This window comes from Shewanella sp. SG41-3, from assembly GCF_014164545.1.
GTDB lineage: Bacteria > Pseudomonadota > Gammaproteobacteria > Enterobacterales > Shewanellaceae > Shewanella > Shewanella vesiculosa.
On sequence record NZ_JACJFJ010000001.1, the window covers coordinates 539,352 to 559,396 of the forward strand.

Sequence of the window (20,045 nt, forward strand, 5' to 3'; positions counted from 1 at the left end):
AATAAGAAGAGAGAACTATGTTTATTTCAAATGCATATGCAAACCCAATCAGTGGCGCTGCCGGTGGCGAAACCATGCAGTTAATTTTCATGCTAGTCATGTTTGGATTAATTTTTTACTTCATGATTTTCCGTCCGCAGTCAAAGCGTGTTAAAGAACACAAAAACTTAATGGCCTCTATTTCAAAAGGTGATGAAGTATTAACCAGTGGTGGCATTCTAGGCAAAGTAACCAAAATCGGTGAAGAAAGTGATTATGTGTTATTAGCTATTAACGATAACAACCAAATCACGATCAAAAAGGATTATATTGCAGCGGTATTGCCTAAAGGTTCTATCCAGTCGTTATAAAGCCAAGAGGGCTATGGTGTGTTAAATAAATACCCAATGTGGAAAAATATCATGGTGATGCTCATCATCGCCATTGGTAGTTTTTATGCAATACCAAATTTGTTTGGTGAAGATCATGCAGTACAGATCGTCGCAACCCGCGGCGCTGAAGTCACTGCATCGACTCAAACGACTGTGGTTGATTTATTAGAGAGTCAGGGTATTGCGGTAAAGCGTGCCGAGCTTGAAAGTGGTCAGTTATTAGTTCGTGTGCAAAATCCTGAGCAGCAGCTGTTGGCAAAAGAGTCTATTGCTGAACTGCTTGGCCAGAAATATACCGTTGCATTGAACTTAGCACCGGCAACCCCAAAATGGCTTGAAGCTGTTGGTGGTTCGCCGATGAAATTAGGTTTAGATTTGCGTGGCGGTGTTCACTTCTTAATGGAAGTGGATATGGGCGAAGCAATCCGTAAAATGGAAGAAGCTAAAATAGCAGATTTCAGAAGCCAACTTCGTGAAGAGAAAATTCGTTACGCTGGTATTCGTAAAACCCCAAAAGGGATTGCGATTAAGTTTCGTGACGCTGCAACTGTTGACCAAGCTGAGACATATTTAAAAACTCGCAGTAAAGACATGACCTATACCGATGCTAGCAGCGGTAATGAGTTTATGCTGCTTGCGACTATGAGTGATGCTTATCTTAAACAGATTAAGGAAGAAGCACTTCAGCAAAACATTACCACTATCCGTAACCGTGTTAACGAGCTTGGTGTTGCTGAGCCAGTAGTTCAACGTCAAGGCGCTGAGCGCATTATTGTTGAATTACCAGGTGTGCAAGATACCGCGCGTGCAAAAGAGATTTTAGGTGCAACAGCATCGATTGAATTTCGTATGGTTGACGACAAAGCTGATGTAAGTGCAGCTGCAAGTGGCCGTGTACCTGCTGGTGCTGAAGTGTACCAACGTCGTGAAGGTGGGATTGCCGTATTGAAGAAAGAAGTGATGTTAACTGGTGATCATATTACTGGTGCGCAACCAACTTTCGATGAATATAGCCGTCCACAGGTTGCGATTAATCTAGACGCTAAAGGCGGCTCGATTTTCTCAAACGTCACCAAAGACAATATCGGTAAACCAATGGCAACATTGTTTATTGAATATAAAGACAGTGGTACACGTAATCCTGATGGCACAGTGAAAATGACTCGTATTGAAGAGGTCATTTCAGTTGCTACCATTCAAGCGCGTTTAGGTCGTAATTTTGTGATTACGGGTCTTGAACACACTGAAGCACAAAGTTTAGCGTTATTGCTTCGTGCTGGTGCCTTAATTGCGCCTGTGACTATCGTAGAAGAAAGAACTATTGGCCCAAGCTTAGGTGCAGAAAACATCCAAAATGGTGTTCAAGCAATGATTTGGGGTATGGTTGTTGTACTTGTATTCATGATGGTTTACTACCGTGCATTTGGCTTTATTGCCAACCTTGCATTATTGGCGAACTTAATCATGGTTGTTGGTGTGATGTCGATGATCCCAGGTGCGGTATTAACCCTACCAGGTATTGCTGGCATGGTATTAACTGTGGGTATGGCGGTAGACGGAAACGTGCTGATTTTTGAGCGTATTCGTGAAGAACTTCTTGGCGGTCGTAGCGTTCAACAAGCCATCCATGAAGGTTATGGTAATGCATTTTCAACCATTGCAGATGCCAACATCACCACCTTTATGACAGCATTAATTTTATTTGCTGTAGGTACCGGAGCGGTGAAAGGCTTTGCTGTTACCTTAATGATAGGTATCGCGACTTCTATGTTTACTGCCATCGTAGGCACACGTTCAATCGTGAATGCGGTTTGGGGTGGTAAGCGCGTTAAGTCATTGTCTATCTAAGGGAGACGTTGAATATGTTACAGATATTTTCAGTAAAGAACACAGTCGACTTTCTTCGTCATGCTAAAATCATCAGTATTATGTCGATGCTTCTGGTTATTGCCTCACTAGGGTCGCTTGCAACTCAAGGCATTAACTGGGGTTTGGACTTCACTGGCGGCACGGTAGTCGAAATGGAGTTTTCAGCTCCTGTCGACTTGAACGCTTTGCGCGGCACTATGACTTCAGCGGAAGCTGAAGGTGCAGTAGTACAGAACTTTGGTTCAAGCCGCGATATATTGGTGCGTTTACCAGTCAGAAATGAGCTAAAAAGTGATGTCCAGGTTGCCGCGGTATTAGCCGCAGCGCAATCAATTGATGCGGGCGTGATTCAAAAGCGAGTTGAGTTTGTTGGTCCCCAGGTAGGTAAAGAGTTAGCAGAACAAGGTGGCTTAGCGGTTATTGTTGCCCTAATCTGTATTCTTATCTATGTGTCATTTCGTTTTGAGTGGCGTTTAGCAGCAGGTTCTGTTGCGGCGTTAGCCCATGACGTTATTGTTACTTTAGGGGTGTTTTCGGTATTACAGCTTGAATTTGACTTGACCGTATTGGCAGGTTTGTTGACAGTTGTGGGTTACTCACTTAACGATACTATCGTGGTGTATGACCGTATCCGTGAAAACTTCCTCAAAATGCGTAAAGGCACACCTGAAGAGATTGTGAATACCTCAATCACCCAGACCATGAGCCGTACCGTTATTACTACGGGTACCACATTAATTACCGTTATTGCGCTGTTCTTAAAAGGTGGCACGATGATCCATGGCTTTGCAACTGCATTGCTATTAGGTATTTTTGTCGGTACATATTCATCAATTTACGTGGCAAGTTACTTAGCCGTTAAATTGGGTATTAACCGTGAGCACATGTTACCTGTAGAGATTGAAAAAGAAGGTGCTGACCAGCCTTCAATGATGCCTTAATATGCATTGTTAATTATTTAATCGCTAACAATAAACCCCAGCTTGCTGGGGTTTATTGTTTATCGAAGGTCACTATTTTGAGATGTTAAATGTGTTTTACAGGCCACCAACAAGGTTTTGTACCACAGGGTTTGCGGATCGATTATTAGTGCTTCCCATCCGTCGCTACCGAGGATTTCAACGCCAGTAAAAACCAATCTTGTTTGTATGAGGTTTGCTGATACTCTAAATGTGCCGATATCAGTATCTAAACGAGAAATAGTTATTTTATTCATGTTGTAGAGTGATGATGTAATCAGCTTGACCATTTTCGGTTGAAGTAAATTCGCCGTGGCCAATATATTGCAGCAGGTTATCGGTCCCTGAATCAGCGATTACGTTAAATTGGCTCTGTGCAACGCCTTGTGAGAATACGCCATTGTGTTGCAGAACTATACTGCCTGCTATTTCTGGCGTATCAATGGTTAAGTGTTCTATGCCAACAAATACAGCCGAACCTTCTTTTTGGTATGACATAATATAGCGGATTTGCGCAGAACCACTGACGTCACCAGAATATGTTTGGCTAATTTCTGCTATGGTTTGTTTGCTGTCGTTGTGGTGTTCTGCATAAGTCGATTCATTCCAGGTGGTGATTTGAAATACACCTTTTAAGACTATTTTTGTCATGTAGAGTCCCGTTTTTGATGTTATTGAGTGCAATGACCCATGTAGCATTAAGATAATCATTGTTTGTTATAAATGTCCAATTTATAAACAATACTCGACAGATTTTGGCTTAGGCAGTAGGATGACATAAATTTGCCAGCAAGAGCAATGACATAGGATATCGCATGGAACAACGAAAAGTATTATTGGCTGGTGGTAACTTACTGCAGGCTCACACATGGAAAGGGTTACTTGAAACCAGTGGAATAGACGTTGATCTTAAAGGAGAAGCGCTTATCGGTGGTGTTGGCGGTTTGCCTATTGAAATGCAGACTGTTGAGTTATGGGTTGCAGATAGTCAGCTTGTGGCAGCACAGAGTTTATTGGATGCACTTGATATTGAAAAACCTCAATGGCAATGCGTTCAGTGCCATGAAATAAATGAAGGAAGTTTTGAGTTGTGTTGGCAATGTAGTTCGCAAAGAAGTGAAATGCATAACGAATAAGCGCTTGTATAAGTTTATTTTTTTCATAAACTACAGACTAAACCACTTTGCGGTTTATGACGTATAAAGTACTCATTTGTTACTGATAAGCGACTTTACCCTAACTTAAGGATACGCTATGCAAGCATCTCCAGCTTTCGCCCGTTTAGTTGATTCAGTTATGCCTCATGTTACCTTGCTAACGATTGAACAATATCAACAACAAGACCAGTGGCAATTAATTGATGTTCGAGAAGATAATGAGTGGCTGCAAGGGCATTTACCCAAAGCAAAACACTTGAGCCGTGGCATTATTGAGCGTGATATAGAGCATCGATTCCCTGACAAAGATACCCCATTACTCCTTTACTGCGGTGCCGGCCAACGTGCAGCATTATCGGCCTATAATTTACAGATTATGGGATACACACAAGTCGCCTCGATGATTGGTGGATACCGCGCTTGGATACAACATCAATTCCCTATCGTTGAAGACTGAGTAGATTAATGCAATATTTCCCATTATTTGTAGATACCCAAGGATTACAGGTCTTATTGGTTGGCGCAGGTGAGGTCGCTACACGTAAACTAGATCTCTTGTCTCGTACTGATGCCAATATTCATGTAATTGCGCCAGACGTCGCCAATGAGATTGAAAGCTATTATTCTCAGGGACGTATTAAACTTTCGCGCCGCGAAGTGTGCAGCGCTGATTTTGCCAATGTCGACATTATTTATTTGGCCACAGCTAATGAACAACTTAATATGGACTTTGCCGAATTAGCCACTGAGCGTGGAATTTGGGTTAATGTGGTCGATAACCCTAAATTTTGTCGATTTATTACGCCTTCTATTGTTGACCGAGGCCGGTTAGTCGTGGCAATAAGTACTGCTGGCGCAGCCCCAGTGTTTGCGCGAACGATTCGTTCGAGACTCGAAACCATGTTACCACCATCGTTAGCACCATTATTTGATTTTGTTGCTAGCAAGCGAGAAGAAGTCCAACATAAATTATCAGCAGGTAAAGATAGACGTTTATTTTGGGAACAGTTTTTTACCACTAACCAAGATAAGTTTGATGGCTTAACTGAACAGCGTTATCTTGATGCTTTTGATCATTTGAGTATTAAAGGCGACATTATCTTATTAACTGAGGACACTCCGACGCATTTGTTGCCTATAGCCGCAATGCCTTTGCTACAGACATTAGATGTGGTTTACAGTGATAACCCGCTCGATGGCGAGATTAATGAACTATTAAGGCGCGATGCTAGCAGAGAAAAGGTACCGTTATTAAGTGATATTACTCATCAATATGAGCATGGTAGTCGTATTCTAATTGTGTCTTCATTGGCTAAAATCAGTCAGCTTAGCGCACATTTCCCGATGGCAAAACATCTTCGTCCAGGCGCAATTTAACTCGATAAGAATGATGTCCTATTATACCGAGTCTACTTTGTAGTAGACTCGGTTTTTTTATATGAGTTGGAACCCTTCATGGCCGCAAAAGCTACCGTCTTTAAAGTCTCTTTGCAGATAGCAGATATGGATCGTCATTATTATGCCGATCATCAATTTACCTTAGCCCAACACCCATCTGAGACCGACACCCGCATGATGGTTCGTTTGCTGGCATTTGCGATTAATGCATCAGAATCATTAGTGTTTAGTAAAGGTTTGTGTGTTGATGATGAAGCGGAACTTTGGGATAAAAACCTCAGTGGCGAAATTGATCTTTGGGTTGAATTTGGTCAAGCAGATGAAAAGTGGCTCAGAAAAGCGTGTGGTCGTTCAAAACGAGTCATTCTTTATACTTATGGCGGCCGAAGTGTACCTATTTGGTGGCAACAAAATCAGCAAGCATTCGCGCGTTACGATAATTTAAGCGTGATTAATTTTCCTGAAGATGCAGTTAAACAAATGGATATATTTGTTAATCGTAACATGGCGTTACAAGTAAGCCTTAGTGAAGGGCAAGTGTGGTTTTCAGATGCAAATAATAGTGTGTTAATCGAACCTGAAGTCTTAAAGTGATGGGAATTACCTAAATTTAGCGCCTAACACACTCCGAATCACAACAGTGTGAATTAAACCTTAATTTTATGAAAATTAATTAAGTTTAATCAAATGTGCCTTGTGCTAATAAAAACACAGGCAGATAATCAAGATATCTAGTAAATACCGAAAAATATAAATAACTGATAATAATAGTTTTATTTTAACGGTAGCTGTTGATTAAGGATGTTGTTGTGAAAAAATTAGCCCTATACCCAGTAGAAAAAATTGACCAATTAACTTCACCAGAAGCCCATGAAGACATATCAGTACAGTCTTCGGCATTAAACGTGTTTACTGATTTCAAGAAAGTGACGCCTATGGTTATTGAGTCAAGTACATCGGCTGTGAATGTTGAGCACTTAATGCAAAAGTCACATGTCCGCCTTAAATTAGTCATTGACCATCACGATCAGTTTATTGGCTTAATCAGTTTTGAGTCATTACATAATCAAGAGATATTAAAACGAGTGGCCGCTGGACATCAGCGTGAACACCTCAGTGTTGCTGATTTTATGATCCCTAAAGAAGATCTTAAAGCGATCGATTTTGAAGATTTAAATTATGCTCGAATTGGTGATGTAATTGAAACATTGCAATCAGCAGGGCAACAACATTGTTTAGTGATTGATCGCGAACAACATGCTATTCGCGGAGTATTATCAGCCAATGATATTGCAAGGCGATTAAAACTTGCTGTTGATGTGAGTACACCAAACTCATTTGCCTCAATATTCAAGGTTATTGCCAATACTCAGCAGCCAGCGGTATTACAAATACCACAGCCTCACTTTTAGGTTTTCAATCAGTTAGTTAGTAAAGCGTAAAAAAATAGCCACATTTCGTGGCTATTTTTGTATTGAACAAGAGGAGATTACTGGAAGCTTAAACTCCAAGTATCGATATACCCAGTATCTTGTTTGGCATTATCAACTGCTTTTAAAGTCCATACACCACTAGACTCTACACCAGCCATATTAGCTGTGTAAGTCTGGGTTAAGTTATCGGTTCCACCACCAGTATTGTTGTGCAGGACAACCGTTTGACCTGTAGGACTCACTAACTGGATTTTTAAATCACCAATATACGTGTGAATGATACCGATAGACACTGATACCGATCCTGAATCGCCAGTACGACTAACCGTGATTGGGCTAGTGATACCAGTGGTATTATTATCTGGAATCGTATAATTACCAGTATTGGTATAGCTTGCTGGACCGCCAGTATTGCCACCACTGGTTGTTGCCGCGGTATAATTAGCCACTAGGTTGACGTTACTAAATGCGCTATAACCTTGCACCATCACATAATAGGTACCCGTTTGTGGTGTGGCAATAGGACAAGATTCTGCATTACCACTCTTCCATGGACGACAGTCATAACTGCTGCTGGTCGGTGATGCACCATATTGCACATACAGGTCAGCATCGCCAGTACCGCCACTCATGGTAAAGGTTAAGTCTTTTGCGCCTGCAGGGACGTCTAACGAGAAATATAGCTCATCACTTTTAGCGCCAGCTAGACCGGTTTTTGCGACACCTTTTACCAGTACACTGTCACCAGTACCAGGGCCTGTGCCAGGATCGGTTGGACCAGTACATGATTCGTCTAAGTAGGCCTTTGCTGCAACGGCATTAATCATCCCATAACCGGTTTGGTTATCACGTCCCGCAACACTTAAGTCATCAGCTGTTGCATTAAGTGCTGCACGCACTTGGCTTGCACTACATTCAGGGTGGTAACTCCACACTAATGTAGCAACCCCTGACACATGCGGTGTGGCCATAGAGGTACCATTGTAATATTCGTAATCTTGGTTACCTTGATTACTCACTGTCGTTGATTGTCCCAACTTAGCTTTAAGTGCAAGCCCTGTTGCTCTATCTACTGACACTGAAGGAACCGTAATATCACTGTTGGCATCAACTAAGAATGGGTTTTGTAGGCCAGGTAGGGCACTATTACTGTACACAATAATACCTTTAGCGCCTGCAGTTTTACATGCTTTAGTTGAGTTGATTTCAGGGTAGCTTGAACCTTGGTTGCCTACGCGCTCAACAAGACAAATCTTATTCGCCATATTGCCACATGAAAAACTGGTTCCATTGACGGTACACTCTGCTAAGGCTCCGGTTGCACTTGCATTGATAGGGGCAGGAGCATAACTGGTTCCTGATGGAGTCAGACGATTGTGCGGTACTACGCCATTGCTAAAATAGGACTGACCACCAATAGTGATATCTGCTAAACGTCCTTCACCAACGGTAACGGTTGACAGAATTGCTTCACCAGGACCTGAAATTTCAACTTGATCCGTGTACTGTGAAAATGCTGCATGATCAAGGTTACTGTCAACGGCGGCCACTGACATCACACTGTCATATGAAGCAGGGTAGCTATAACTACTGTCACCAGCATTACCAGCAGCTGCAATTAATAATACGCCATTATTGTAGTGAGTATTTAATGCATTACGCTCGGTTGTGGTTGAACCACTGCCACCCAAGCTCATTGTGACGACATTTGCACCACCTGAATTAACACAAGTGTCGATAGCGGCTACTAATGATGATGAGTAACCCCACCCTGCTTCGTTAAACACTTTTACGATATGAATATTGGCGTTTTGGTTAGGCATAACCCCGACCACACCTTCATTGTTTGCAATGGCAGCAATAGTACCTGCGACATGAGTACCATGAGCATTATTATTACCCGGTTGATACCAGTTGCCCGTTCCGGAATTATTGGTTCCGGTGACGTTGTTTGCATTTAAATCGTTATGACTACGATCGTAACCAGAGTCAATAATACAGATAGTGCGATTACCCGCTTGGCTGTCGCTTAGTACAGTTGCACCAACAAAGGTTTGTCCCCAAGGTGTTGTTTCTGCAAGCAATCTACGTGGTAAGTCTTCTTCAACATATTCAACGTCTTGACGTAAACGCAATGCTTTGATTGATGGCGAGTCGAGTTTTACAGAATAACTATTACTTCGACCAACACGCTTCATTTCTCGCGCTTTTACACTGTTCAAAGCACGAAATTGACTGAATACTTCGTTTGAGCGAGGCTGATAAGACATGCTATTTGTTTCAGGTTGAACGCCCACATTTTGCGTTGCAGAACTGCTGCTTAACGTTTGTGCCGCATTATCATTCTTAAATTTAACGATATAACGTTTAGGTAACGGAGATTGTTGATCAATTTGTTGGTTAGTAGCAGAAAGCTGTAAAGGGGATGGGGCAGCATTGACTTGAGTTGAAATAGCCAAAGCAAGAGCGGTCATGCTAAGCACGACCGCTGAGTTTTTATTCTTTTTCATATTATCTTCCATGTTAATCAGAGTTAAATAACGTCTTTTATAATTATGTTTATCGATAAGCTTATTTTGCCTATCTATTTAAAAGGTAATCACATTTTCACCAAATGTAAATAACTTGTTAACCTTGACTTTGGTAATACAAGTACTTTTTATGATATTTTCGTGAATTATTATGTAACATTTGTGAATTTAAAATGTATTAAGCAGTATTTTGATAAAAGTTATCTGTATAACTTTTATCAAGTTACCTAGATGTAAGCGCTTAACCGAGAAATGAATAAGTGAAGTTGTTAATGCTAATAAATAATTAACTTAAATACAGTGTAAATGATAGTTTACGATTTTTGGTGTTATTGAAATAATAACAGTGGTTTACTCTGTAGTGCTGGTGATGAGTAGGATGCTATTGAAGCATAATATTAAGCCACAGGATTAGCTCTGTGGCTTAATTTATTGCTGATATTATCGTGCAGATATTAAACTGTTAAAACCACCTGCATTATAGGTGTTGCTGTATCCTTGTTTAACGAGTGATTTTTGTGCCATATCACTGCGATTACCGCTGCGACAATAAAGCACTATTTCAGTGTCTTTAGTGATATTGAGCTTTGCTAACTCGGGTACGATATTATTGAATGGGATATTCATAGCACCGTCAATATGTCCTTCTGCAAACTCTTCAGCAGTACGCACATCAATCAACATGACGCCACGGTCGATCTTCTCCCATGCAACGCTGGGCTCTTGCTCTGCCGCCCAGGTCGGCATGAGTGATGCTGCTAATATTACTAATAGCGCCAATACCGATTGAATAGACAACAGCATAGATTTCTTAAACACGATAAATTCCTTGTTATTTATTTAAGGCTATTTCCGCTGCAGTTTTGATGCCTAATTTTTTCATTACCATCGCCGCAGGACAAAAGCCTGTGAATGCACTCTGAAATAGATTAGCGCCTACAAACACCGTTAGCCAGACAAAATGTGGACTGACAGTTGCGGTTAACACTATCGATAATAAAACCATGAAGCCTGCAAAGGCCATAATACTTCTTTCTAATGACATGTTTAGATCCTTATTGGGCGTTGCCCAGTTAACGAATAATCTTGTTACTTAGCTGTGATAATGTGTTTATTTTTCATAACCGAATAATACAATACTGGGATTACTACCAAGGTTAAAATGGTCGAGATAAAAATACCAAAAATTAAACTAATAGCTAAACCATTAAAAATAGGGTCGTCAATAATAAATAATGCGCCAATTATTGCCGCTAATGCTGTCAACATAATCGGTTTGGCACGCACAGCCCCAGAATGGATAACGGCTTGTTCTAATGGTATTCCAGCAGCTGTTTGCTGATTAATAAAATCGACCAGCAAGATAGAGTTTCGAACAATAATACCCGCTAGCGCAATCATGCCTATCATCGAGGGGGCCGTGAATTGAGCGCCCAATATAGCGTGTCCTGGCATCACGCCAATGATGGTTAATGGTATTGGCGCCATAATGACTAACGGCACCACATATGATTTAAATTGCCCTACAACTAACAAGTAAATTGCAATCATACCAACAGCATAAGCAATACCCATATCGCGGAAAGTTTCATATGTTATTTTCCATTCACCGTCCCATAAAATAGCCACGTCAGTTAATCCATCAGGTTGATTAACCAGATTTTGTTGAATTGGGTAACTTGAATCACCTTGTTCATTTTGTTGATTAATTTGGCTGACCATGTCAAACATACCGTACAGTGGGCTGCCAGTAGGGCCTGCCATATCAGCAATAACCATGATCATAGGTACCATATTTTTGTGGATAATTGGTGCATTAATAACCTGTTGTTGTACCTTGACTAATGCTGTCAATGGTACGGTTTCACCCGATTGAGTTGGTAAGCGTAATAACAATACTTGCTTAAGGTCTACTTTAGATGCCTCATCAAGTTGTAATCTAATTGGCGTGGGCTGAGCTAACTGTGCTTGATACAAATAACTCACATCTTTACCATCAACGGCTGTGCTGATGGTATCGACGATACTGGCGTACGAGACTCCCAATAAGCGAGCTTTATTACGGTCAATAATTACCTGCCATTTTTGTTGCTGTGCTGGCAAATAAATATCCATATCAACAACATGTTCTGTGTCCTTGAATCGTTGTAATAAGTCATTGGCTGCTCGTTCGCGTAGCTCAGTGTTCGGTGCATAAACCTCGGCCACAATGGGTGACCACACTGGCGGTCCGGGTGGCACTTCAACAATCTTAATATTTGCATGGTAGCGAAGACCAATTTTTTGTAATGGTTCACGCACCGATGAAGCAATGGTGTGGCTGTCGCGGTCGCGATGTTTCTTATCAACCAGATTTACTTGGATCTCACCGAGTTCTTGGCTACTGCGCAAGAAATAATGTCTTACTAAGCCGTTAAAGTTCATCGGTGCATGAGTACCTGCGTACAATTGTAAATGCTCAATTTCTTTAACCGTCGTGAGATATTGACTGAGATCTTGCAAGACTCTTTGAGTTTGTTCTACTGGTGTTCCTTCAGGCATGTCGACCATCACCTGAAACTCTGACTTGTTATCAAAAGGCAGCATTTTTAATATTACCGCTTGCATTACTGGCAAGGCGACAGCAAAAGCAATCAATAAAGCAATGCCTAAAGCCAAACCTTTACGGGCTTTTGGTGCATGTTCGCCAATTAAAAAAGGGCTCATTATGCGGGTAAACAAGCGTGTTAATCGATTGTCTTCTTCTACCACAATGTCAGTACTTGCAGTTGAATTAGCTGAATTATGAGATTTTTTGTGAGGCTTTAATAACTTATTGCTCAGCCATGGCGTCATAATAAAGGCAATTAATAACGAAATGATCATTCCCATACTGGCATTTATCGGAATAGGGCTCATGTATGGGCCCATGAGTCCCGATACAAATGCCATTGGCAAAAGGGCGGCAATAACCGTAAAAGTCGCCAGTATGGTTGGTCCGCCGACTTCATCAACGGCGTGTGGGATAAGTTCGCTAATGGGTTTATCACTCATTGCCATATGCCGGTGGATATTTTCGACCACAACAATAGCGTCATCAACCAAGATGCCGATCGAGAAAATAAGCGCAAATAATGAAATACGGTTGAGGGTGAATCCCCAAGCCCAAGATGCAAATAAAGTAATGGCTAGGGTAATAATAATAGCCACACCCACCACGGCAGACTCACGAACTCCCATGGTGAATAAAACTAACAGTACCACTGCCGATGTAGCAAAAATCAATTTAAAGATAAGTGTGTTCGATTTATCCCCAGCTGTTTTACCGTAGTTACGAGAGATGGCAACATCAACATTATTGGGAATTAATACATTATCGACAGCCTTGATTTTCGCTAAAACCGCATCAGCGATATCAACAGCATTGGTGCCTGCTTGTTTGCCTATCGCAATCGTTACAGCAGGATAAGTTCCCTTGTCGGTGACATGCCAAACATGTTGTTTGGGTATATCACTTTTGAGGCTTACATCGGCAATATCAGATAAATAAACGGCATGGGGAGATGAACTTCTAGCCGATGTTGCATCTGGTTGATTGACTTTTATCAGTAAATTATTGACATCATCAAGCGTACGTAAAAACTGTCCAGTTTGTAGTTTTATTTCTTGATTAAACTGTGTCAAGGATCCGAGCGTAGACAGCTGGTTATTATCTTGTAAAGTGGCACTAATATCGTTGAACGTGACGCCGAAACTGCTCATTTTGACAGGATCGATACGCACATTTAACACCATTTCGTGGCCACCCTGGCTGTAAATCTCTCGCGTGCCAGGTATCCGCTTTAGTTCGGTTTCCAAGCCAGATGCCACTAAGGTAAGCTGTTCTGCGGTGATGTTTGGGTCTTTAGACCAGAGGGTCAGGCCTACAATAGGCACATCATCAATGCCTCTGGGTTTAATTAATGGCTCACCAATGCCAGCGGCATGATTAAATTTATCTCGGTTAGAGTACAGTTGATTATATAAATTAACCACGGCCTCATCACGTGGAATACCGACATCAAAAATCGCGATAATCAACGCACCATCAGGTTGAGAGAATGAATAAAGAGTATCAATCCCTTTTATTTGAGAAATGATACGTTCAGCAGGCAAGGTGACTTGATTTTCAACTTCCGTCGGCGTGGCGCCAGGATAGGGAATAAACACATCTGCAAAAGTGACATCTATTTGTGGTTCTTCTTCTTTTGGCGTAATAATTACCGCAAAAAGACCCAGTAATAAGCCTAAAATAGCCAATAATGGGGTGATAGCACTTTGTTGAAATGCCTTTGCTATTGAGCCTGATATGCCGAGTTTATTTGGTTCGTTGGGGGTTGTCATTCGGGCTACTCCTGAGCTTTTGTTGCTGAGGAATTAATTAAATAACGTCCTGCATCAATAACAATTTCATCGCCTTCCATAAGACCTGACAGCACTTCTGCAGTATTTGTTTTAGTATCTATTCGGCCAATTCGTACCTGATTTAATACTATTTTATCGTTACTTACACGATACACAGAGGTTAAGTCACTGACTTGATGAATCGCCGATAATGGCACCACCAGACTCTTTCTACTGGGAAAGGCCACGGTTACTTTAATCCATTGGCCCACGATGATATCTTCGATATCAGCGGCATTTAGATTGACTCGCACTTGATGTTGATGAGTGAGTGGATCGGCAAATTGATACACATCAATATCACCGGAAGTGATTTCATTACCATTAGGTAATTGAATCGCAACTTGTGCTTGTTGTTGAAGCTGAGCAATATCTTGTTGTGGGACTTGAAATACCGCTCTGAGGTGTTGAGTATCATAACCAGAGAACAATGCCTGACCATAAGATATTGTTTCACCTTGCTCAACAAAACGTTGAGTCATTCGGCCACTAAAAGGCGCACTCACGACTGTGTAATTTAAGCTTTCTTTGGCTTGTATTAATTGTGCTTGAGCAGCACTCACAGCTTGTTTGCTTGATTTTGCTTTGGCTGTGGCTTCATCCATGGCGCCTTTTGATATAGCCCCTTTAGGAAATAGGGCTTTATAGCGCGCATATTGTGCTTGTGCCTCAGTGTTTAGTGCTTCTGCTTTAGCCAGTTCAGCTTCCGCTCCCGCGAACCCAGCACCTTGCTCTTTATTAGTGATTTCCAGTAAAGACGCGCCTTGTGGTACTAAATCATTAACATCAAAATGGATATTAATAATCCTTCCTGAGGTTTGGGCTGAAATCGTTGCCGCTTTAATTGCTTCAATTTTTGCATCGTATATTCGCGGTTGATTTTGTTCGGAATATGCTAATTTTAATGTATTAACATCATAGGCTTGCACTGCAAGAGGTAATGCTATTGTGGTGAGGATAACACCGAGGAATAAATAATTTGTTAACCGAGACATATGAAAAGCCTATTTTGGAGTCTATAAGAAAATTCTAATGGACTTTGTGCCGTTACGCAACCGATATATTAGAATTATTTTATATATTAGATCTTAATCATATTACGGAGATAAAAAAACCGCCAATTATTGCTAAATGGCGGTTTGGATAAAAAAGGATGATACTTTTTTAGTCCGTGGTGAATGAGCTAAAAAAGGCAGTCAATACTCATGGTTAAAGAGCACTGATTAACAAGTGCTAACTAAAAGCTGTAGTTATATTGTACTGAATAATAAACAGCATTTGATCGCGTTTGTGCTGAAATTTCACTGCTATAACCAGGTATTTGAGCAAGAAGCTTACTGTCTTCTAATACGGTAACATCTTCTCCGCGCACAAAAGCGATGCCTAAATCAACGCTCGATTTTTGGCTTAAGTCGTAACTGACGCCAGCGGTATACCAAGTACGATCAGAATCAGGAATTGATAATGATGAATGCTGATTCACAACACCTTGATCCGATGCTAAACCTGCGCGCAAAGTGAGATCTCGAGTGAGATTATAAGTTGCCCCTAAGCTTAAAAACCATGAATCCTTCCAGTGGTATTCTTTTAAGTCGGCTTGGTCAACACCATTGGCACCATCTTTAACGACGATTTTGTCAAACGAGCTCCAATTGGTCCACTGAGCCGTGTAATGTAGCGCGAATTTATCCGTTAGCTGGTGAAAACCGGCAAACTGAGCAATATCTGCGATAGGAATATCAATTTTATTGTATTCAGTGTACTGATAATTTACATCGCCTTTGGCGGTAAGTTTTGGGCTAATGCGGTAGCTTAAACCAAAACGATTATCTGGATTAACTTCATACACCACACCAACAATCCCACCTAAAGCCCAACCATCGGCATCAACATCCACTAAGTTGCCGATCTGTGGGTTGTCGCTCTTACGTGTGAGGGTTCCGCTACCATAAACGGCATCAACACCGAAGCCGAAACTGAACTCATCATTGACGCGATAAGACATGCTCGTGTTGAAGTTAACGGTAACGACTTCTGTGTTACCTAATAAATCAACTGGAGTTGGAAGTGGCACAGCATTGCCGCTTATAGTCGGTGTTTTATTGGCTAAGTTGCCTAAATCAGTGCCGGTGCCATAGTTACTGAATACCGCAACTCCGAAGGCCATTTTGTCGTTAATCGGGTTGATATAATAGAAATTCGGAATAACTTTTGCGTCAGCAGCGCTGTGTTCACTGCCAAAGGCGACATCTTGACCGCCAAAATTGCCTTTTGCATCCGATACCGACACATCGATATCAGCATAAACGACACCTAAAGATAATGCGGTTTCATCAAAGAGAGCCATAGCGGCAGGATTACGAGATAAAACTGAGGCATTGTCAGCAATAACAGCATCCCCAGCCATTGCACGACCAATACCGGTAGCTGATTGACTATTTAACTGAAAACCGGCGGCTGAGGCTTGTACACTGATTAAGCTTACTGTGGTAGCAATGAGAGTCTTGTGGAATTTATTCATTATTATGTCCATTTATTATTACCGTTTTGTTCAAAGTTTATCCGCTTTAAACATTTGACGGTCAAAATTTAGGGCATCTTAGGTAAATGTGAACTATGTAACAACTCCGACCAGATGTTAGTTATTGTTAATATTAAGTTAATTCTAGTTTTTAGTCGTGAATTAGGTGTTTGATAGCATGGCAGTATATGTGAATTTCCGCTCCATTTTCGGCGATAACGACACCCTGGTTAGCTTAAGTTAAATTTTATTCATCGTGGATGTTAAGCAACTGCTGGATTAAATTCATAGTATTAAGTTGCTCATAAATACTCAATTAGCCGTCATGGTAGGGGTTGTTTTTACAGCTTATTTATTCGTGTTGAGTTGGGCAAGGTATGATGAGAAGGTAACTCAACTTCAATTAAAGAAGCTGAGTTACCAAGAAAACTTTTAATGCCATTATTGCGTTTTCAAAGACTCACGAAAAGCACTGAAATCAGCGATAGTTTTATCAGTGGGTGGTGATATTTTACTGACGATTACGCCCACTAACATAGCGAAAATAAACCCTGGGACAATTTCATATAGCTCAAAAATACCGCCATTCATTTGTTTCCAAACCACAACAGTTATAGCACCTACTAAAATCGTTGCAATTGCACCGTTGCGGCTATAGCCTTGCCAAAACAGCGATAACAGCACTACTGGGCCAAATGCAGCACCAAACCCGGCCCATGCATAACTGACTAGCCCTAAAACACTGCTTTCAGGATTAAGCGCAACAACTCCAGCCACTAATGCGATGGCTATAACGCCAATACGACCGACTAACATTAATTCTTTACTGCTGGCTTGTGGACGCAACCATTTAAGATAAAAATCCTCGGTGATCACGCTAGAGCAGACTAACAACTGCGAATCGATAGTACTCATGATGGCAGATAAGATAGCCGCAATAAGCAAACCACCAACCCAAGGGTTAAACGCGGCATGGGCTAAATGAATAAACACGGTTTCTGAGTTTTCAAGTGGTTCGGCGGCAAAATAAAGGCTGCCGGCAATACCTGTTGCTAAGGCACCAAATAGTGACACTATCATCCAAGTCATGGCAATACGCCGAGAAAGGACTAAGTCTTTTGGGCTGCCGATAGCCATAAAACGAGACAAAATATGCGGTTGCCCGAAATAACCTAACCCCCAAGCCAGTAAAGACACAAGGCCAATAACAGTGGTGTTCTCATTAATAAACGACAACATCGCCGGGTCTATCTGTTCAAAACCTGCTTGTGTGTCTGGCTGACTAAAGATGGATACAGGCACAATAATTAAGGCTATTAACATTAAGCAGCCTTGAAAGAAGTCAGTCCAACTCACCGCAAAAAAACCGCCGACAAAGGTATAAGATACAATAATAAATGAGCCTATTAATAAGGCGACGGTATAATCGAGACCAAAGACTTTTTCAAATAATATTGCGCCGCCGACCATGCCTGAGGAGGCATAAAAAGTGAAAAAGATCAGAATCGTTAATGCGGAAACTAATTTTAATAGCCCATGAGAGTCATTAAAACGGTTCTCAAAAAAGTCGGGTAAGGTTAGTGAATTATTGGCCACTTGGGTATAAATACGCAGACGCTTAGCGACAAATAGCCAATTAAGCCAAGCGCCAAACACTAATCCAAAACCAATCCATGCTTCACCCAAGCCACTTAGATACACTGCCCCTGGCAAACCCAGTAATAACCAGCCCGACATATCTGATGCACCCACACTAAGAGCGGTGACTGCGGGGCCCATTTTTCGTCCGCCAAGAATATAATCATCGACAGTATCGGTTTTGCGGTAGGCCCAGTACCCAATACCCATCATTAAGGCCAAGTATCCTATAAAGGTAATGAGGATCGGTGTTTGAATATCCATATAGTTCTCAAGAGATTATTTTTGTGTTCGACATGCTAGCAGAAGTTAGAGATAGTTCACACTTTGAATTATTCAAGTGTAAAAAAAATCCGCTATTCAATGAAGTAGCGGATTTTAGATTGTCACCGACAGTGTTTAAATAAAGGTATTTTCAACTTCTTTTTTGACAAACTCAAGATTAGAAGCTGGTTCTCCCACCAAGACCATATAGGCATCGGCTGTTTGAAAACTTTGACCTTTATATTGGTTATCAGCAAAAGCTTCTTCTAATACAATACGCTTCTCAATGGGCACAATGAACAAGGTGACCTTATTGCCATTCTCGTCAGCCATGACTAAATGCAATGATTTGACACCTTGAAAATCACAATATGAGGTGAAAAAAACACGCCCTGGTTGTTTGATAAACTTTGAGTCACTCAATCCATCGACACTGGCGAGTTTAAAATTAACATCATTAAAGCCAATATCCTGTTCCATGATTAATGCTTTGGTTTCATGGTGTACATGAGCTAGCGAGTTTTCGCTTAAGTTTACTGGCGTAAAACGTAATAAACTAAAACTGACTCCGACGATAAAAGCCACTGATGCAGCCACCGCCATCATGTAGCGAGTATGTTTTTTGCTTTGTTGATGTTGGCTTAATTGCTGTCGCAAAATCAATTTATCAGCTAAATCATCTGGGACACTAATATTGAGTGCTTGCATGAGTTTATGGTCAAATGCTTTTAGATCTTTGATAAATTTTGCATCATCTTCATGTTCAGCTAAATGAGTTAAAAATTCATCTGACTGATTATTGGGGTCACCGTATGCTTGGCGACGAAACTGTAGATCATCCATTTGATTGACCTCTTACCTCTGGTGCTTCGAGAGCGTCTTTTAACTGGTTTCTGGCTCTAAATAAGCGCGTCATTACCGTATTTCGATTAAGTTCAAGTATGGCGGCAATTTCATCGCCACTAAACCCGCCAATCAGCTGCAATAACAAAGGTTCTCGGTATTCAATATCGAGTTTACCAATTTGACGACGCAACCAATACTGTTCAGTGTCTTCTTCATGACTTGTGGATAATACATCCTCAAGTAAATCTTGTTCTACGTCGCTGTAGTTAAATTGTTTACGTTCAAAACGTCTGGCATTTTCACGCCTTAAAATTGTGATCAGCCATGCCTTAGCAGCTTTATCATCGTTTAACGAGTCTAAAGACCGCCACGCTCTTAAGAACGTCTCTTGGGTGATATCCTCAGCAACATGTTTATCACCACATAACCAAAAGGCGTAGCGAAATATGTCGGTATGAAGTGCCCTGACAAGGCTATCGTATCGTCGTTGTTTTGTTAGCATCTCAGATAAGACCGCGGGTTCGGACTTTTTCTTTCGCAGGGAATCGAACATTTTTTAACTTTGTTGAGTTAATAATAACTAACAGCTTAAAAAGCGGGGGGATTAATAGCAAGCTAAATAGCAGAACCTGTCTG

At 41.2% G+C, this 20,045-nt stretch carries 18 protein-coding genes; 8 read left to right on the top strand and 10 right to left on the bottom strand.

Annotated features, from left to right (window positions below):
- Positions 1-17 precede the first annotated feature (17 nt).
- Genes yajC through secF form a run of 3 tightly spaced genes read left to right on the top strand, consistent with a single transcriptional unit; the run spans position 18 to position 3,181 of the window.
- A complete protein-coding gene (yajC, locus tag H5164_RS02375) occupies positions 18-350 on the top strand; it encodes a preprotein translocase subunit YajC (protein ID WP_124016296.1) in 333 nt (110 codons plus the stop codon).
- 18 nt (positions 351-368) lie between these two features.
- Positions 369-2,219 (top strand): protein translocase subunit SecD, encoded by a 1,851-nt coding sequence (gene secD / locus H5164_RS02380; protein WP_182754591.1) that lies wholly within the window; start codon positions 369-371, stop codon positions 2,217-2,219.
- 14 nt (positions 2,220-2,233) lie between these two features.
- On the top strand, positions 2,234-3,181 hold the full coding sequence (gene secF, locus H5164_RS02385) for a protein translocase subunit SecF (protein WP_124016298.1): 948 nt from the start codon (positions 2,234-2,236) through the stop codon (positions 3,179-3,181).
- 267 nt (positions 3,182-3,448) lie between these two features.
- Here the strand turns inward: secF and H5164_RS02390 are convergent, their stop codons facing one another.
- Positions 3,449-3,850 carry a DUF3224 domain-containing protein gene (locus H5164_RS02390; RefSeq protein WP_124016299.1) on the bottom strand — a complete coding sequence of 134 codons (402 nt, stop codon included), beginning with the start codon at positions 3,848-3,850 and terminating at the stop codon, positions 3,449-3,451.
- A gap of 164 nt (positions 3,851-4,014) precedes the next feature.
- Here H5164_RS02390 and H5164_RS02395 point away from each other — a divergent pair, with 164 nt between their 5' ends.
- The 5 genes from H5164_RS02395 to H5164_RS02415 all read left to right on the top strand — a co-directional run bounded on the left by H5164_RS02395 (position 4,015) and on the right by H5164_RS02415 (position 7,166).
- Positions 4,015-4,335, top strand: coding sequence for a putative signal transducing protein (locus H5164_RS02395; RefSeq protein WP_124016300.1), 321 nt, complete (start codon positions 4,015-4,017; stop codon positions 4,333-4,335).
- Positions 4,336-4,453: 118 nt separating this feature from the next.
- Positions 4,454-4,813, top strand: a complete 360-nt coding sequence (locus H5164_RS02400; protein ID WP_182698082.1) for a rhodanese-like domain-containing protein — start codon at positions 4,454-4,456, stop codon at positions 4,811-4,813.
- Positions 4,814-4,821: 8 nt separating this feature from the next.
- Positions 4,822-5,733: a bifunctional precorrin-2 dehydrogenase/sirohydrochlorin ferrochelatase gene (locus H5164_RS02405; RefSeq protein WP_182723286.1), complete on the top strand. Its 912-nt coding sequence runs from the start codon at positions 4,822-4,824 to the stop codon at positions 5,731-5,733.
- 78 nt (positions 5,734-5,811) lie between these two features.
- A complete protein-coding gene (locus tag H5164_RS02410; RefSeq protein ID WP_124016303.1) occupies positions 5,812-6,348 on the top strand; it encodes a YaeQ family protein in 537 nt (178 codons plus the stop codon).
- Positions 6,349-6,563: 215 nt separating this feature from the next.
- Positions 6,564-7,166 carry a histidine kinase gene (locus H5164_RS02415; protein WP_165870087.1) on the top strand — a complete coding sequence of 201 codons (603 nt, stop codon included), beginning with the start codon at positions 6,564-6,566 and terminating at the stop codon, positions 7,164-7,166.
- 77 nt (positions 7,167-7,243) lie between these two features.
- On the opposite strand, the gene H5164_RS02420 is transcribed toward H5164_RS02415, so the two are convergent.
- The 9 genes from H5164_RS02420 to H5164_RS02460 form a co-directional block, all read right to left on the bottom strand.
- Complete coding sequence (locus H5164_RS02420) at positions 7,244-9,697, bottom strand: S8 family serine peptidase (protein WP_182698080.1); 2,454 nt, start codon at positions 9,695-9,697, stop codon at positions 7,244-7,246.
- Positions 9,698-10,159: 462 nt separating this feature from the next.
- The gene (locus H5164_RS02425) at positions 10,160-10,522 is read right to left on the bottom strand and encodes a rhodanese-like domain-containing protein (protein WP_165870093.1); all 363 of its coding nucleotides are present in this window, start codon (positions 10,520-10,522) and stop codon (positions 10,160-10,162) included.
- Between the two features lie 28 nt (positions 10,523-10,550).
- Complete coding sequence (locus tag H5164_RS02430) at positions 10,551-10,763, bottom strand: DUF2892 domain-containing protein (RefSeq protein WP_124016307.1); 213 nt, start codon at positions 10,761-10,763, stop codon at positions 10,551-10,553.
- A gap of 44 nt (positions 10,764-10,807) precedes the next feature.
- The gene (locus H5164_RS02435) at positions 10,808-14,080 is read right to left on the bottom strand and encodes an efflux RND transporter permease subunit (RefSeq protein WP_182754592.1); all 3,273 of its coding nucleotides are present in this window, start codon (positions 14,078-14,080) and stop codon (positions 10,808-10,810) included.
- 5 nt (positions 14,081-14,085) lie between these two features.
- On the bottom strand, positions 14,086-15,135 hold the full coding sequence (locus tag H5164_RS02440; protein WP_182754593.1) for an efflux RND transporter periplasmic adaptor subunit: 1,050 nt from the start codon (positions 15,133-15,135) through the stop codon (positions 14,086-14,088).
- 242 nt (positions 15,136-15,377) lie between these two features.
- On the bottom strand, positions 15,378-16,661 hold the full coding sequence (locus H5164_RS02445; protein WP_182754594.1) for an OmpP1/FadL family transporter: 1,284 nt from the start codon (positions 16,659-16,661) through the stop codon (positions 15,378-15,380).
- Between the two features lie 441 nt (positions 16,662-17,102).
- Complete coding sequence (putP, locus tag H5164_RS02450; RefSeq protein ID WP_182754596.1) at positions 17,103-18,563, bottom strand: sodium/proline symporter PutP; 1,461 nt, start codon at positions 18,561-18,563, stop codon at positions 17,103-17,105.
- A 135-nt stretch (positions 18,564-18,698) separates the two neighbouring features.
- On the bottom strand, positions 18,699-19,406 hold the full coding sequence (locus H5164_RS02455; protein ID WP_182742607.1) for a DUF3379 domain-containing protein: 708 nt from the start codon (positions 19,404-19,406) through the stop codon (positions 18,699-18,701).
- Positions 19,399-19,962, bottom strand: coding sequence for a sigma-70 family RNA polymerase sigma factor (locus H5164_RS02460; RefSeq protein ID WP_124016313.1), 564 nt, complete (start codon positions 19,960-19,962; stop codon positions 19,399-19,401). Before H5164_RS02460 ends, H5164_RS02455 begins: the two co-directional genes overlap by 8 nt.
- Positions 19,963-20,045 lie beyond the last annotated feature (83 nt).

Bases quoted from the DNA above. Each gene is read 5' to 3' on its own strand.
- yajC (WP_124016296.1), top strand. From the start codon at position 18: ATGTTTATTTCAAATGCATATGCAAACCCAATCAGTGGCGCTGCCGGT.
- secF (WP_124016298.1), top strand. From the start codon at position 2,234: ATGTTACAGATATTTTCAGTAAAGAACACAGTCGACTTTCTTCGTCAT.
- H5164_RS02390 (WP_124016299.1), bottom strand. From the start codon at position 3,850: ATGACAAAAATAGTCTTAAAAGGTGTATTTCAAATCACCACCTGGAAT.
- H5164_RS02395 (WP_124016300.1), top strand. From the start codon at position 4,015: ATGGAACAACGAAAAGTATTATTGGCTGGTGGTAACTTACTGCAGGCT.
- H5164_RS02400 (WP_182698082.1), top strand. From the start codon at position 4,454: ATGCAAGCATCTCCAGCTTTCGCCCGTTTAGTTGATTCAGTTATGCCT.
- H5164_RS02405 (WP_182723286.1), top strand. From the start codon at position 4,822: ATGCAATATTTCCCATTATTTGTAGATACCCAAGGATTACAGGTCTTA.
- H5164_RS02410 (WP_124016303.1), top strand. From the start codon at position 5,812: ATGGCCGCAAAAGCTACCGTCTTTAAAGTCTCTTTGCAGATAGCAGAT.
- H5164_RS02420 (WP_182698080.1), bottom strand. From the start codon at position 9,697: ATGAAAAAGAATAAAAACTCAGCGGTCGTGCTTAGCATGACCGCTCTT.
- H5164_RS02425 (WP_165870093.1), bottom strand. From the start codon at position 10,522: ATGCTGTTGTCTATTCAATCGGTATTGGCGCTATTAGTAATATTAGCA.
- H5164_RS02430 (WP_124016307.1), bottom strand. From the start codon at position 10,763: ATGTCATTAGAAAGAAGTATTATGGCCTTTGCAGGCTTCATGGTTTTA.
- H5164_RS02435 (WP_182754592.1), bottom strand. From the start codon at position 14,080: ATGACAACCCCCAACGAACCAAATAAACTCGGCATATCAGGCTCAATA.
- H5164_RS02440 (WP_182754593.1), bottom strand. From the start codon at position 15,135: ATGTCTCGGTTAACAAATTATTTATTCCTCGGTGTTATCCTCACCACA.
- H5164_RS02445 (WP_182754594.1), bottom strand. From the start codon at position 16,661: ATGAATAAATTCCACAAGACTCTCATTGCTACCACAGTAAGCTTAATC.
- putP (WP_182754596.1), bottom strand. From the start codon at position 18,563: ATGGATATTCAAACACCGATCCTCATTACCTTTATAGGATACTTGGCC.
- H5164_RS02455 (WP_182742607.1), bottom strand. From the start codon at position 19,406: ATGGATGATCTACAGTTTCGTCGCCAAGCATACGGTGACCCCAATAAT.
- H5164_RS02460 (WP_124016313.1), bottom strand. From the start codon at position 19,962: ATGTTCGATTCCCTGCGAAAGAAAAAGTCCGAACCCGCGGTCTTATCT.